A 15,027-nucleotide genomic window follows, 5' to 3' on the forward strand; every position below is an offset into this window, starting at 1 on the left:
GCATGGCGAATGATGGATAGCAATCTGGCTCCCCGCGAGACCTGGCCCGGGCTGATGGCACGTGCGCAGGCCGGGGATCGCGACGCCTATTCCCTGTTGCTCCGGGCCCTGGTGCCGGTGATTCGGGCGCTGGTCCGTAAGCAGATTGCCGATCCTGTGCTGATCGATGATGTGATTCAGGAGGTGCTGCTCACCGTGCACCGGGTGCGTCATACCTACGATCCGGCCTGCCCCTTTTTACCCTGGCTGATGGCGATCGCGCAGGCGCGTACCGTGGATGCGTTACGCCAGCGCGGACGGCGACAGCGGCGGGAAAGCGACGATGGGCCGCTGGCGGAAGGGGTCTGGACCGGTAATATCGGTCAACAAGAAACCGAAGAGGAGCTGGCGTCGATTTTAAACCAGCTTCCGGCGCGCCAGCGCCAGATTGTGGAGCATATCCACCTGCAGGAGATGAGCCTCGCCGAGGCCGCCGCACGGCATAACCTGACTATTTCGGCGGTCAAATCTCTCCTGCACAGAGCCTTAACCAATCTTCGCCGGATGGGAGCGAACCATGGCCGATCATGATCTCTTGATTAAACAATTGAGCCGCGAGGCGACGCCCGTGACGCGCCCGCAGGCCCGCAATCTGCGGGTGCTCACCTGGATGCTGCTGGCGCTCCCCTGCGCAGGATTAAGCAGCCTGCTGGTGAACCGTGCCGCCACCGACTGGTCTGCAGCGGGATCCTGGCTGGCGGTGGTGCAACTCTCTCTCGCTTTCCTGGTCGGGGGGATGGCGATTGCGAATGCGTTCACCCTGAGTATTGCCGGGCGCAAGCCGCTGAGCTGGCGCTGGTTTGCGCTGCCCCTGCTGCTATGGGCCATAGGGGCGCTGTTCAGCCTCAATTCATCGCCTCCTGCCGGGCATCACAGCGGTGAAGTGAACTGCTATGCCTTTATGCTCACGGTCAGCGCCCCGATGGTGGTGATTGTCATTGCGTATCTGCGCCGCACCCGGTCACTCTATCCTCTGCGCACCCTGGCGACCGCCGGGGCCGGGGTCGCCAGCATGGCGCTGACGCTGCTCACCTTATGCCACCCCGTTGAGATACACCCGATGGATTTTCTGCTGCATATTGCCGCCATCCTCACCATTGTCAGCGCAACGATAGTGTTGGGCTGGAGGCATGTAGTGATAAGCTGAATACCTCTCAGTGAAGGTATTCAGGAGAAGTAATGACGCAGGCAATCATGCTGCAGGGCACCGCCTCGGACGTGGGAAAAAGCGTGCTGGTGGCCGGGCTGTGCCGGATATTCCATCAGGATGGCTGGCGCACCGCCCCCTTTAAATCACAAAACATGGCGCTCAACTCCGGCATCACCCCTGACGGTAAAGAGATGGGGCGGGCGCAGATCATGCAGGCCGAAGCGGCGGGGATCCTCCCGGACGTGCGTATGAATCCCATTTTGCTGAAACCCACCTCTGACTGCCAGGCGCAGGTGGTGCTGATGGGCGAGGTGCTGCGCGATATGGATGCCGTTCGCTACCACGATTTCAAACCCCGGCTTCGCGAGCAGATTGCCGCGGTGTACCAGAGCCTGGCGCAGGAGTACGACCGGCTGGTGCTGGAAGGGGCGGGCAGCCCGGCAGAGATCAACCTGCGCGACCGGGATATCGTCAATATGGGCATGGCCGAGATTGCCCGCTGTCCGGTGATCCTCGTGGCCGATATCGATCGCGGCGGCGTCTTTGCGGCGATCTACGGCACCCTGGCCCTGTTGCAGGAGCATGAGCGCTGGCGGGTGAAAGGGGTCATCATCAATAAATTTCGCGGCGATGTGTCGCTGCTGACCCCGGGGCTGCGGCAGATTGAGGCGCTCACCGGTGTGCCGGTTCTGGGCGTGCTGCCCTGGCTGGAGCTTGATCTGGAAGAGGAAGACAGCGTGGTGTTACAACGCCGCGCCATGCAGCAGGGGCAGCGCAGCGTCGATATCGCCGTGGTGCAACTGCCCTACATGTCCAATTTCACCGACTTTAATGCCCTTTCCGCGCAGCCGGACGTCCGGGTGCGCTATGTCCGCGATCCGCACCAGCTTGCAGGCGCAGATCTGATTATCCTGCCGGGTAGCAAAAGTACATTGCAGGATCTCACCTGGCTGCGGGAGAGCGCGATGGCGCAGGCGCTGCGGGTGCAACACCGGAACGGCGTGCCGCTACTGGGGATCTGCGGCGGATATCAGATGCTAGGCAACACCCTGATAGATGAGGTGGAGTCCGGCCTCGGTACGCTGCCAGGGCTGGGGTTGCTGGAGACCGTCACCCGTTTCGCCCCACTTAAAACCACTACCCTGGTCGATGCCAGACTGGCTGAACTTCCCGGCTGGCTGGCCAGCGCTTCAGGCTTGACGCTGCGCGGCTACGAAATCCATATGGGACAAACCACCCTGGCTACCGGCGCGCAGCCGGCCCTGTACCTGCAAAAAAATGGTCAGCCCGTCGCCGACGGCGCGGTGAGCGACGATGGTCTGGTCTGGGGTACCTATCTGCACGGTCTGTTCGACAACGACATCTTTACCCGTACCCTGGTGGACAGCCTGCGGGTGCGAAAAGGACTCGCCCCCCTGGAAACCTTGCCAGACTACGCGGCCTATAAAGCGCAGCAGTTTGACAAGCTGGCGGCGAGCATGCGCCAGCATCTCGATCTACAGAGCATTTACCGGATTATGCGCGAGCATCAGGAGCCGATGGCATGATTTTAGTTACGGGCGGGGCGCGCAGCGGCAAAAGCGCGCAGGTTGAAAAGCTGGTTGCCGGACAGTGTCAGCAGGTGCTCTATATCGCGACCTCCGTCGTGACGGACGAGGAGATGGCTCGCCGCATTGCGCAGCATCAGGCGCAGCGCCCCGCACACTGGCGCACCTGGGAGGGATACCGTGCGCTCGATCGGGTGCTACGCGAGCAGGTGCAGCCGGGAGAAGGGGTGGTGCTGGAGTGCATCACCACCTGGCTCGCTAACTTGTTGTACGAGGCCTCCGGCGGTGCCGATCCGGATACGCTCGATTTCGCGCCGCTGGAGATCTGGCTGCAGGAGCAGGTGGACGCGCTGATTACCGCCTGCCAGCACACTGCGGCACCGGTATTTATTGTTACCAATGAGCTGGGGATGAGTATCACCCCGGAAAATCGCCTCGCGCGTCACTTTGTCGATATCGCCGGGCGGGCCAACCAGAAGCTGGCCCGGGCCGCAGACGACGTATGGCTGATGGTCTCAGGGATTGGAGTCAAAATTAAATGAAGCTGAATTTACTCTGGGCCACGCTGCGGCTAATGACCCGTTTCCCGGTGCCGGAGAAGTGGGCCGATGGCGTCGAGTTTCGCCAGCTCGGGCGTGGCGTGCCCTATTTCCCGCTGGTGGGGCTGTTTGTCGGCGTGGTGGCCGCGCTGGCCGCGTTGCTGGTGAGCCAGACGGGCGGCGGCATTTACCTGGGGGCCGCCGTCTGGGCGCTGGCGATGGCCCTGCTGACGGGCGGCTTCCATCTCGACGGGCTGGCCGATACCTGCGACGGGATCTTCTCTGCCCGTAGCCGGGAGCGGATGCTGGCGATCATGAAGGACAGCCGCCTCGGCACCTTCGGCGGGCTGGCGCTGATCTTCTGCATTCTGCTGAAGGTGATGGCGGTGACGGGCTTATCCTCTCGTCCCCCTGCGGAACTCTTCGTGCTGCTGGTCTGTGCGCCGGTTGTCTCACGGGCAGGGCTGGTGCTGGGGATGTATGGTCAGCGCTATGCCCGGGAAGGCGAGGGGCTGGGTACGCTGTACATTGGCGGCATTCTGTTTCACGAAGCGGCGATAACGCTGCTCATCGGCGCGCTTATCGTGGTGGCGCTGACCGGACTCCACGGCGTGGCGGCGATGCTGGTCACCTGGGGGCTGATGGCATGCCTGGTGCGCTATTTGCGTACCCGTTTAGGCGGCCAGACCGGCGATACCCTTGGCGCGCTGGCAGAAACCGGCGAGACGCTGTTTCTGCTGGCCCTGATGTGGAGCTAAACCATGCGCCTGGTTCTGGTACGTCACGGGCAAACCGCAGCCAATGAGAGCGGCCTCTTTTACGGCAGCACCGACCTGCCATTAACCGATAAAGGCATTGAGCAGGGGCGGCGAGTGGGGGAGTGTCTGGCGACGCTCACCTTCGGGCAAATTCACTGCAGCCAGCTTCAGCGCGCGCAGCAAACCGCCCGACTGGTGGTGCCCAACGGCATTATCACCAACAGCGATCCCCGGCTCAACGAGATGCACTTCGGTAGCTGGGAGATGCGCCACCACAGTAGCATTGCCGAAGAGGAACCCCATGCGTGGCAGAGCTGGGTGGATGACTGGCAGAACGTCACCCCCGGCGGCGGTGAGCCCTTTGCCGAATTTGCCGGGCGGGTAAAAAGCGTTGCCGACGAGCTGGCGCAACAACAGGAAGACGGCGACAGCCTAGTCGTCGCTCATCAGGGCGTATTAAGCCTGATGCTGGCCCACTGGCTGCGTATGCCGGCAGAGGCGATGTGGCACTTTCCGTTTCAGCAGGGCAGCTGGACGATGGTGGAAATTCGCGGTGGGTTTATGATCTTACGCCACTTTAATCATCAAAGTCCCTTCCGTTCAGAACAGTGAGAATAACACCCATGCAGAGCATAGAAGCGCTGGTGGCGGCGATCGCCCCGCTGGACGCAGAGAAAATGGCGCAGGCCGCGCAGCACATTGATGGTCTGGTGAAGCCGCTGAATAGCCTTGGCAGGCTGGAAGCGCTGGCTATTCAACTGGCGGGTATGCGGGGGCTGCCGCCGCTGGGCAATCTGGCCAAAGAGATTATCGTGATGTGCGCCGACCACGGTGTCTATCAGGAGGGGGTGGCACTGGCTCCGCAGGCGGTCACCCGTCTTCAGGCGCAGAATATGCTCAATGGCTCCTCTGGCGTCTGCGTGCTGGCGAAAAGCAACCAGACGACGGTGCTGCCGGTGGATGTGGGCATTAACGGCGACCCCATTGACGGGATGCTCAGCCTGAAAGTGGCGCGGGGCAGCGATAACATCGCCGTCGGCCCGGCAATGCGTCGCGAGCAGGCGGAACAGATCCTGCTGGCGAGCGCTGAGCTGGTAAAACAGCGGGCCGCAGCGGGGATCGCGGTGTTGGGTACCGGTGAGCTGGGGATGGCGAACACCACCCCCGCCTCGGCGATGATCAGCGTCCTGTGCGGCTGCGATCCGCATGAGGTGGTGGGGCATGGTGCAAACCTGCCCCCCGAGCGGCTGCAGCACAAGGAGGCGATTGTCAGGCAGGCCATCCGCGTTAATCAGCCCAATCCCGCCGATGCGCTGGACGTGCTGGCGAAGGTAGGGGGGTATGACCTGGTGGGGATGACCGGGGTTATCCTGGGGGCCGGGGCCTGCGGACTGCCGGTGGTGCTCGACGGTTTTCTCTCTTACGCTTCGGCAATCGCGGCCTGCCAGATCGCGCCGGCGGTGAAACACTACTGCATCCCTTCCCATTTCTCAGCAGAGAAGGGATCGCAGCGTGCGCTGGAACATCTTGGTTTACAGCCCTATCTCTGGCTCGACCTCCGGCTTGGCGAGGGGAGCGGCGCCGCGCTGGGCATGTCGATCGTCAGCGCCGCCTGCGCCATGTATAGCCAGATGGGCGTGCTGGCGCACAGCGGCATTGACCTTAAGGCTTAACCGTCCTCATTAGCTGTCGCTGATGAGTGCGCCCGAGCAGCAGGACGGTGGTGAGCGCGCCGAGCAGGGCGCAGAACATATCCGACTGGGTATCCCAGGGATCGCCCTGGGTCCCGAGGAAATCATCCGCGCCTTGTCCCATCGCCAGCGCCGCCCACCACTCGATCAGCTCATAGGTGGCGCTAATGGCCAGCGCAATGCAGCAGACCAGAAACGCGGTCATTTTGCGCCCCTGAACGTAATGACCGCGCAGCAAGATCTCCCGCGCGGCCAGGGCCGGCACCAGCCCCTGGAAGAAGTGACCCAGTTTGTCGTAGGGGTTGCGGCTGAGGTCAAACAGCGCCTGCACCTCAAAACCGATGGGCACTTTGGCATAGGTGTACATCCCGCCGACCATCAAAATGAGGGCGTGGAAGAAAATCAGAATGTAGAGCAGCGGGGTTAAGGGATAGCGCTGATGGGTTGCCAGCAGTAGAGGCACAACGATCACCACCGGCGTGACTTCCATCAGCCAGGTGATACGGTCGCCGGTATAGACACCGGTGTAGATCAGGACAAGCAGCAGGATCAACGCGCCGCCTTTTAATGCCGGGGAGAGCGTGGTTGCAGTCATAGCATTCTACTTATTGAAAAATGACTACTATCGACCTGCAGGGGTAAAAATTCAATGGCTGGCAAAGGGATAAAAAAACGGGGCCCGTAGTGGCCCCGTTTTTCAGCTGTGGTTATCAGAACATCTTACGTAAACGCAGACTGAAGGTATGCGCCTGGTAACGGTCACCGGCCTGCAGATCGTAACGGGCATCAATGCTCAGCTCGTTTGCGTCATACAGCGTGCTACCAACCGCCAGACCGGCCATATCTTCGACCGGGGCCGCGCTTTTGGTGATGAAGCTGGTTTCACCAATGGTATCTGCGGCGTAGGTTGCACGGCTGCTCATTTGACGGTTGTCATACTGGTGGATCCAGGAAACCTGTGCGAATGGCGTCAGCTTACCCAGACCGGTGTCGAAGGTTTTTTCGATGCGGGCACCGATATCACTCACCACCGATTCAGAGTGGGTGCTGCCCACGTCCAGCGCCATGCCGTTTCCGCCTGTCTCGGTATAGCCATCAACATGCTGATAACCGTAAGTCAGGCTGGCGAGCGGCGTGACGACCACGTCTGCCGGCAGGGTGATCGGGTAACCGAACTCGGTCTGCAGGGTGACGGAAGAGCCGTTAAATTTACCCTGAGCGGAGCCGGAGAAACCGGTGAACTCAGCGCGACGAACGGAGCTGTAGTTCTGACGGTTCAGCCCTGCGGAGAGGTTCAGGTACCAGGGTTCGCCGGTATAACCTGCGTAAGCAATCACACCGTAGTTATCGGCGGTAGAGGTGTTACCACTCAGGTTGTCTTTACCGTGAACAGAGGTGTTGCTGTAGTTCACCGCCGCACCCAGACGCCAGTCGTCGCCCAGCGCGCGGTCGGCGCCGAGGATCAGACCGCCGAATTTGGCGGAGTAACCGCTGATATCGCGGGTGCTGTCCTGACGGGCATAACCGCCAAACGGCTGACCCCAGACGATCCAGTTCGCGCTATAGTCGTCGCCGGTCGCCACGCCCGTGGTGCCGGAGGCCTGTGGATTGCGTACGGCATCAATGTGTGCGCCAACCACGGCCTGCGCGGTAGAGGTTGCTACCCCTGCTGCGGTGCTGGTGTTGATATTCTGACCCGGAGAAAGCTTCTCGCCCACGCGGTTGGCTTCTGCAGTGCCATCGATCGCTAAAGAGGCGTTATACAGTTCAAGCAGCTGCGGGGAAGCGATGCCAGAGTAGTTGCTCAGACCGCCCAGCGCCGCGGTTGCGGTTGGCGTGGTAGCCCAGCTGTGTTTACCTGGCTGTGCAGGTTCTGTCGGCTCAGGTTGTGATGGCTGAGTCGGTTGCGTCGGCAGAGTCGGCTCAGGTTGCGCCGGCTGAGTTGGCTGAGTGGGCTGCGTCGGCGTCGGCGTCGGCTGAGTCGGAGTCGGCTTCGTCGGCGTTGTCGGCAGAGTTGGGGTCGGCTTTGTCGGCGTAGTCGGTTGAGTTGGCGTCGGCTGCGTCGGCGTTGTCGGCTCAGGTTTGGTTGGGTTCGTCACCACATCCGGTTCACTGTTCTGTGGGCCCACGGTCAGCACCAGGGCTTTATTGGCATCAACCTCATACACTGAACCGTAAACCTTGCCGTTATAACCGACGGCTTTATATTTCAACGCGCTGGCGTTGTATTGCGTGTCCGCGCCCTGCGCGTTAATCACCACATAGCGCTGACCTTCAGCGAATTTGTAGGTGCTGCCGGTACGCAGTAGGTTAACGCTGGAACCCGCGTCGATGACGGCGTTGCCGCTAACGTTCAGGCGGCCGTAGCCACTGTCGCTCAGCAGGTCGAGGTCCTGGGTCGCCAGATCGGAGATCCCGGAAATCAGCGTCGCAGCGGCTTTTTGATGGTAATCGCCGGTGATGCTGATGGCGTTATTCACCTGCAGCGAGGCCGCGTCGTTCACCACGGTGCTGTTGTTGGTCAACACGTTGTCATTCAGCAACAGGGAACCGGTACCAAAGATGAGATCGGATTTGGTGGTGGTAATGGTGCCGACAGTGTTGAGCCCATCAAGGCCGGTCAGCACGCCCACGGAGTGATCGCCGCCGTTAATTTTCAGCGCGACAGGGCTACGGGATTCAATAATGCCCTTCACCATATTGGTGTTAGTCAGCGTCACGTCAGCGCTGGCATTGCCATTATTGATGTCGCTGTAAATATAGAGCGCGTAGGTCTGGCCGCTTATCACGCCGTTATTCACAATGGTCATGGCATCCGGCGTGGTATTGAAATTAATCAGGTAAATACCTGAGTAACTACCAACGATCTCGCCGTTATTAACGATACTCTTGATTGAGGTAGTGCCGGAGGTACTGTCAAAGATACCAATGCTGCCGTGGATCGTGCCATTATTCTCGAGGGTATTGATGATACCGTAGTTATGAATGCCGCTGTTACTGGCCTCAATGGTATTATCGTTAATCAGCGTGGTGATGGTGCCCTGGTTATAAACCCCTGAGCTGTCACCCATCATATCCTCAGTGGCGATCAGACTTCCGGTGTTATGCAGCGTACCGATGGAGCCGCTGTTGTAAATAGCGCCATTGTTGCCAAATCCTGGCATATTTCCCGATTCGGTTGCGATGACCCCGGCGTTATTTAAATTATCAATTCGCCCCAGGTTACTGATACCGCGTGGCCCGTTAATTGTGCCATCAACTGCGTTAGTCAGCGTGCCGATATTGCCGGCATTATCAATCGCGCCAGTATCGTAATAATTAAGGCTATAGCTGTCGGATGAAAATTCAATTTTGCCATGGTTGATGAAGTTTGAAACTACACCGGCAGAACTGATCTCAAGAATACTGCCATAGTGATAGCGATTGACGCTGGCAATGGTGCCATTGTTAATCAGTGTACCGACATTACCATCAATTTGGGCAATATTAAGATTGCTATAAGAATTATTGTCAGCCATATCCTGAATATGGCTGTTATTAATAAGGGTTCCAACAGTAATACCCGAGTTCACCGCTAACGCCGTGGTGGGGTTACCGATCAGTGGGTCATCAATAATGACGCTATCAGCAGAGGTCGTGATAACGAGATCGCTAGAGGCAACAGCAAAGGCGTGCGTAGTCATCAAACCCTGCGCAGCCGCGGAGGCCAGCAGCAGAGAGATCAGCTGGCTAAGGCGTTTTTTTTCCATGGTGTACCATCATAAAGTTGCAAACATTGTAAGATGCAGCTGGTCTAATCTTCGGATTAATCCGATATCATTGGTGTGGAGAATATACATTTTGTTGCCAAAAACAATAAGCGCTGCTTAATTATTTGTTATTGAAACAAAGGCCTCTTTTTTATGTGCCTTTTAATTTAACTTAGGGACTGGAATTAAATGCAGCAAAAACAAAATATATTCTTTCTGGTGCTATTGATTCATTTATCTTTTTTATTAACAGGGTGTGTTTCAGGGGCTCTTAATCAGGCGGCAAATAAAATGGCTGCCCGTTCTGGTCTGATCAGCACTGATTTGCAGGCTAATCAATTTACCCTGGTTAGCTGGAGCCGAATTACCCCTCCGGTTAATTTATTGCGGGTGTACATTGAAGGGGACGGCTTTGCCTGGAGAAGTCGTACCCAGCCATCAAATAACCCCACCCCGCATAATCCAGTTGGCCTGAAACTGGCCGCCAGCGATACAGCGGCCAATGTGCTCTATCTCGCCCGGCCCTGTCAGTTTTTATCTTCGCCTCTGCCGCGCCAGTGCCAGGTAAACATGTGGACAAACGATCGTTTTTCTCCCGCGGTGATTGATGCCATGAACGAGGCGCTCGACCAGGTCGTGCAGCGCTACCCGGGCGTGCAACTCGATGTGATTGGCTACTCCGGCGGCGGAAATATTGCCGCGCTGCTGGCTGAGCGACGTCGCGATGTGCGGACTCTGCGCACCGTAGCAGGCAACCTGGATGTGGCCTTTGTGAATAGGCAGCACAAGGTCAGCCCCATGCCCCACGCGCTTAGCGCGATGGATGCAGCCGCGACCCTTCGCCACGTGCCGCAAACCCACTTCAGTGGTGAAGAGGATACGACCATTCCACCTGCCGTCGCCGCGCGTTTTCAGCAGGCGGTGGGCGGCGGTTGTGTTCGGGTTGTGCGCGTAGCAGGTATGGCGCATGGATCTGACTGGGCATCCGTCTGGCCAGCGCTGCTGGCGAAGGGGGTTCCTGCGTGTTAAGTGAAGCGTTATAAAATAACCAGGCGCAAAATGATAAACTCATCGCTCGCCGCAACGGTTGAAAATAGGCAGGGCCGAGCCATGAAAAAAAGTGAGTTTGTTACCCAGGATCTTCTGAGCAAGATTTATCAGGAGAGCACGCCTGGGCCGCGTAAACTGCCCCCTGAGCGGCAGCTGGCCGAAGAGTATGGCGTGTCGCGCTTTACGATTCGTCAGGCGCTGGAAAAACTGGTGAGCATTGGCCTGGTGCGCATTGTGCAGGGCTCGGGGATCTGGATCAACGAGCATGCGCGTAACAACCCACTGATCTACAACTCGATCACCGAAAAGCGCTTTGATCAGATGCGTTACCGGATGCTCAGCCTGCATAAGCGGCGGCCTGACCGGGCGGCGCAACAGATCTTTGGCATCGCGGAAGAGAGCTTCATCTGGCACTTTTGCCGTCTGCGTTATGTCGACGATCAGCCGGTACAGCTGGAGGTTTCCAGTATGCCTGTCGCGGACTTCCCCGACCTCAATCAACAGGCGATCGAGCGTTCTATCCAGCAGTATGTGGTGAGTAAAGGTTTAACTATCTCGCACATGCTCACGACCTATCGCGCCGTGAGCGTCAGCCGTGAACAGGCCGTCATGCTGGGCTGCAAAAAAGGCAGCCCGGCAATGCATATCAATAACCGTGGGATTCTGGAAGGAGGGCGCGTCTTTGAAGTCAGCGATATCATTGATATCAACTATACCTGTACCTACGTCACTCCGTGGAACCGCGATAACTTAGCCTGGCGGCAAAATCAGGGCGTGTGAATCGCGCCATCGGGCAGACGACTTTGCGTCCATTCGTGTGGGCGATAGACCACCGGATGCGCCCGCGCCAGCTCCTCATTGAACCCTACGCCAATGCCTGGCGCGACAGGGGGATAGATAAAGCCCTCTTTCGCCTCTGGCGCCCCCGGGAACACCCGATCGGTGGTGTCCGAACGCGGGATAAACTCCTGAATAGCGGCATTGTGCAGGTGAATGTTCAGATGGGTATTCACCGCCACGCCGATGGGCGTCATGTCCCCGGGGCCATGCCACGCCAGGCGTACCCCGAAGGCCTGACACAGATGCGCCAGTTTGATAGCCGGGGTGATGCCGCCAATTTGCGAAACATGGCAGCGGATGAAGTCGATACGGCGATTCACAATCAGGTCATGCCATTCCGCCGGGTTATTAAAGAGCTCGCCCATCGCCAGCGGGACGCAGCTTTGTTGGCGAACCTGCTCCAGCCATCCGCTCTGCTGCGGCGGGAGAATATCTTCGATAAAGTAAGGCTGATAAGGCTCCAGCTGTTTCGCCAGTTGAACGGCCTGCTGAGGGAAGAGGCGCTCATGTACATCGTGCAAGAACTGGATCTTCCAGCCATATTTTTCCCGCAGGGCGCGGAACATCTCCACGGTGTTAGCCATGTACTCGTGTTGATCGAACCAGGCCCCGGGGGTGGGGTTATCAGGCGCGTGCAGGGCTGACGGCGTGCCGCCATAAAACCCTAACTGGCAGCGAATATGACGATAGCCCTGCGCCAATAGCGTATCCACAGAGGCGAACAGCGCACCCAGCGTCTCGCCGCTGGCATGACTGTAAGCGGGGATCGCATCGCGAGATTTGCCGCCCAGCAGCTGGTAAAGCGGCATACCCGCCAGTTGGCCTTTGATATCCCACAGGGCCATGTCCACGCCAGAAATGGCGTTGTTCATTGCCGGGCCGTTACGCCAGTAGGCGTTCACGTTCATCATCTGCCACAGGTCTTCGATGTTACTGGCATCGCGGCCTATCAGCAGCGGCTTTAGATATTCATCGACCAGCGTTTTGACCGCCAGCGGACGCTGCTGGAAAGTGGCGCAGCCGTGTCCGATTACCCCCTGTTCAGTGGTAACGCGCACGGTCACCAGGTTATGTCTGTCCGGACGGGTAATAAAGCAGGCAATATCTTTAATAATCACAGACGTCACGAAGAACTCCTTTGCGGCGACTTTGGGAATAGTTGATAGGTTTATCATCGCTCTAAAAATGTTGGCAGGTAAACCGTTTTTTTATTATTTATTTTGGTCAGTTATTTGCGAATAAATGAATTAAAAACCGTACCAATTTTGCTAAAGCGTGGGTTTTTGGCCTCTGTTTGTAAGTAACTGTGAGGCTAATCAACTTTTATTGGTTTGTTTTGTCAGATGGGTTTAATTATGCTTCTGGACAACATTAAAACAACAACACCGGCAGGAGTCTTTATGGGGACGCAAGAAGCCATCAACAATATTATTCGTCTGGTCGGTGGCCAGGGGAATATAAATAAAGTCTGGCACTGCATGACGCGATTACGCTTCGATTTAATCGACGACAATAAAGTGGATCAGGCCGCCATTAAAAATCTCCCGGGCGTGCTGGGGGCTCAGCTCCAGAGCGACCAGTTTCAGGTCATTATCGGGCCAAAGGTGAATAGCTGGTATGAACAAATGCTGAAGGTGCTGGGACAGAGCACCGACAGCGCGCCAGCGGAGACAAAAGGGCGCAAGAGTCTGGTCTCGATGTTTATGGATACCGTTTCCGGCGTGTTTGGCCCCATCGTACCTGCCATTGCCGGCGCAGGGATGATCAAAGGGCTGCTGGCGGGCCTTATTGCGCTGAAGGTGGTCTCTGCGAAGAGCGATACCGTGATGGTTATCGATCTGATCGCCAGCGGCGTCTTTTACTTCCTGCCCTTCTTCCTGGCGGTGTCGGCGGCCAGGATCTTTAAAACGAACGAATACCTGGCGGCAGCCGTTGCGGCCTGCCTGATGTATCCTTCGCTGATTGAGGCGGCTAAAGCGCTGGCGGCGCATCAGGAAGGGGCGGTAAGCGCGCTCTGGCTGCTTAATGCTATTCCGGTATCGGTGTTTAACTACGCTTCAAGCGTTATTCCGGTCATCTTCTCGGTGCTGGCGCTGAGCTATATCCATCGCTGGGTGGATAGCATCATGCCGGATGTGCTGAAAACCGTCTTTACACCCACGCTGACGCTGTTTATTGGCGCGCTGGCCGCGCTGGTGGTGATTGGCCCCATCGGGATCTGGCTGGGCAAAGGGCTGGCCTACTTTATTGAAGGGCTGTTCGGCGTGTCGGCGAGCTTTGCCGGGTTAATCGTCGGTGCGATACGACCGGTGGCCATTCTTACCGGCATGCACCACGCCATGACGCCTATCGCGTTGCAAAACTTCAGCGACCGCGGCTACGACATGCTGATGCCAATGATGTTTATGGCTAACATGGCGATTGCCGGTGCGACCTTTGCAATCTGGCGCCTGAGCCGCGATCGTCAGGAGAAAACGGTCACGCTGTCAGCCGCGATTTCGGCCCTGTTGGGGATCACCGAGCCGGCGCTATTTGGCGTACTGACCCGCTACAAAAAAGCCTTTATCGCGGCTACGGTAGCCAGCTCGCTGGCATCGGCGTTTATCGCCTTCTTCGGGGTGCGCCTGTATGGCTACATTCTATCGAGCATCTTTAGTTTGCCCGCCTATATCGGCCCGTACTTTATGTTTGCGCTATCGGGTGTGGCTATTGCGCTGGTGCTGTCGTTTGTCATCACGACGGTACTGGTGGGAAGAGAGCAGACGGCAGAGAAATAGCGCGTATTGGGCTGAATGCTTTACCGATAAAACCCGATGGGTATTTAGCAAAGCCTGCCAGCGGCAGGCTTTGTTGGCTTTTAGTAGGAGATCGTGAAGACGGAGGTGCCTTTAATATCACCTGCAGTGACGCCGTTTGCCGTTTTCACGTAAGTTGCTTTGTAGCGTACCAGGGTAGGGGCACCCGGCGTAAACGCAACCGTTTTAGTGCTTGAGCCGTCAAGTTTGATGCGGCTATTGTCATAATTAACGAGGGTGATTGCCGCATTGCGGGCTGGGTTAGTGGTAATTTCGTTGACCAGGACATTATCCATCGCAGCATTGAAGTTACCTGACATACTTACCGTTAGATTCCCCGTAAAATTACGTCCTCCGGTTTTGCAGTCCTGAATGGTATAGAACACGTCTTTCGCAAATGTCATTGAAGGGGCGTTGACTGCCAGTTTTTCAAGTTCATTCGCTCTAATATCGTCGAGCCTGACGGTATTGCTGGTTATGGCGCCGCCCGGAGTAATATTACAGGATTCAGTGTCATCGATGACAATGCCGTCAATCACAACCTGAGCCGTATTCCCTGCGGCCATAGCCGGGACGCTCATCACCGTCGCTACGGCAATAATAGCGGCTTGAATATTTTTATTCATTTACAAAATCCATATTTAATTTAATGAAAATTCCTGAGGCAAATAGAAATGATCACGCTGAAATTTCCTGGTGATACAAACTGAATTTGCTGTTCTGCTTTTTCGCAAAAATAATATTACCTTGCCCTGAGCCTGACCTGAAGTGATTTTCATAAACGGAAAGCTATTATTCCCTTAAAGGGGTGGATTAGGAATTTATTCGGCTGGGATTCATCTCGGAAATATATTTATTTTTTTTTTTTT

At 57.1% G+C, this 15,027-nt stretch carries 14 protein-coding genes; 10 read left to right on the plus strand and 4 right to left on the minus strand.

The window, feature by feature from the left end; translation table 11 throughout:
- The first annotated feature begins 12 nt into the window (after window positions 1-12).
- Genes B3B59_RS09570 through cobT form a run of 7 tightly spaced genes read left to right on the plus strand, consistent with a single transcriptional unit; the run spans window position 13 to window position 5,706 of the window.
- Entirely contained in the window at window positions 13-570 is a 558-nt protein-coding gene (locus B3B59_RS09570; protein WP_286808836.1) for a sigma-70 family RNA polymerase sigma factor, read from the plus strand.
- Window positions 557-1,186, plus strand: a complete 630-nt coding sequence (locus tag B3B59_RS09575) for an NrsF family protein (protein ID WP_286791394.1) — start codon at window positions 557-559, stop codon at window positions 1,184-1,186. Before B3B59_RS09570 ends, B3B59_RS09575 begins: the two co-directional genes overlap by 14 nt.
- A 32-nt stretch (window positions 1,187-1,218) precedes the next feature.
- Window positions 1,219-2,736: a cobyric acid synthase gene (locus B3B59_RS09580; RefSeq protein WP_233800615.1), complete on the plus strand. Its 1,518-nt coding sequence runs from the start codon at window positions 1,219-1,221 to the stop codon at window positions 2,734-2,736.
- Window positions 2,733-3,278, plus strand: a complete 546-nt coding sequence (cobU, locus tag B3B59_RS09585) for a bifunctional adenosylcobinamide kinase/adenosylcobinamide-phosphate guanylyltransferase (RefSeq protein WP_286808824.1) — start codon at window positions 2,733-2,735, stop codon at window positions 3,276-3,278. Before B3B59_RS09580 ends, cobU begins: the two co-directional genes overlap by 4 nt.
- A complete protein-coding gene (cobS, locus tag B3B59_RS09590; protein ID WP_233800619.1) occupies window positions 3,275-4,033 on the plus strand; it encodes an adenosylcobinamide-GDP ribazoletransferase in 759 nt (252 codons plus the stop codon). The genes cobU and cobS overlap by 4 nt, the downstream gene beginning before the upstream one ends.
- A gap of 3 nt (window positions 4,034-4,036) precedes the next feature.
- Window positions 4,037-4,645 (plus strand): adenosylcobalamin/alpha-ribazole phosphatase, encoded by a 609-nt coding sequence (locus B3B59_RS09595; protein ID WP_286808825.1) that lies wholly within the window; start codon window positions 4,037-4,039, stop codon window positions 4,643-4,645.
- A gap of 11 nt (window positions 4,646-4,656) precedes the next feature.
- Complete coding sequence (cobT, locus tag B3B59_RS09600; protein WP_286808826.1) at window positions 4,657-5,706, plus strand: nicotinate-nucleotide--dimethylbenzimidazole phosphoribosyltransferase; 1,050 nt, start codon at window positions 4,657-4,659, stop codon at window positions 5,704-5,706.
- On the opposite strand, the gene B3B59_RS09605 is transcribed toward cobT, so the two are convergent.
- Both B3B59_RS09605 and B3B59_RS09610 read right to left on the minus strand, forming a co-directional pair.
- Window positions 5,696-6,319: a DUF2238 domain-containing protein gene (locus B3B59_RS09605; RefSeq protein ID WP_040074049.1), complete on the minus strand. Its 624-nt coding sequence runs from the start codon at window positions 6,317-6,319 to the stop codon at window positions 5,696-5,698. The genes cobT and B3B59_RS09605 overlap by 11 nt on opposite strands.
- Before the next feature lie 115 nt (window positions 6,320-6,434).
- A complete protein-coding gene (locus tag B3B59_RS09610; protein WP_286808827.1) occupies window positions 6,435-9,473 on the minus strand; it encodes an autotransporter outer membrane beta-barrel domain-containing protein in 3,039 nt (1,012 codons plus the stop codon).
- 291 nt (window positions 9,474-9,764) lie between these two features.
- Here B3B59_RS09610 and B3B59_RS09615 point away from each other — a divergent pair, with 291 nt between their 5' ends.
- A complete protein-coding gene (locus tag B3B59_RS09615) occupies window positions 9,765-10,502 on the plus strand; it encodes an alpha/beta hydrolase (RefSeq protein ID WP_349676950.1) in 738 nt (245 codons plus the stop codon).
- An 81-nt stretch (window positions 10,503-10,583) separates the two neighbouring features.
- Window positions 10,584-11,303, plus strand: a complete 720-nt coding sequence (locus tag B3B59_RS09620; protein ID WP_286808830.1) for a GntR family transcriptional regulator — start codon at window positions 10,584-10,586, stop codon at window positions 11,301-11,303.
- On the opposite strand, the gene B3B59_RS09625 is transcribed toward B3B59_RS09620, so the two are convergent.
- Window positions 11,291-12,490, minus strand: a complete 1,200-nt coding sequence (locus tag B3B59_RS09625; RefSeq protein ID WP_286808831.1) for an enolase C-terminal domain-like protein — start codon at window positions 12,488-12,490, stop codon at window positions 11,291-11,293. The genes B3B59_RS09620 and B3B59_RS09625 overlap by 13 nt on opposite strands.
- A 273-nt stretch (window positions 12,491-12,763) precedes the next feature.
- Between B3B59_RS09625 and B3B59_RS09630 the strand changes: the two genes are divergently transcribed.
- The gene (locus tag B3B59_RS09630) at window positions 12,764-14,140 is read left to right on the plus strand and encodes a PTS transporter subunit EIIC (protein ID WP_046886033.1); all 1,377 of its coding nucleotides are present in this window, start codon (window positions 12,764-12,766) and stop codon (window positions 14,138-14,140) included.
- 80 nt (window positions 14,141-14,220) lie between these two features.
- Here B3B59_RS09630 and B3B59_RS09635 read toward each other — a convergent pair whose 3' ends face one another.
- The gene (locus B3B59_RS09635) at window positions 14,221-14,784 is read right to left on the minus strand and encodes a fimbrial protein (RefSeq protein WP_046886034.1); all 564 of its coding nucleotides are present in this window, start codon (window positions 14,782-14,784) and stop codon (window positions 14,221-14,223) included.
- Window positions 14,785-15,027 lie beyond the last annotated feature (243 nt).

The organism is Leclercia sp. UBA2479 (assembly GCF_002341985.1).
Taxonomy (GTDB): Bacteria; Pseudomonadota; Gammaproteobacteria; order Enterobacterales; family Enterobacteriaceae; genus Enterobacter; species Enterobacter pneumoniae.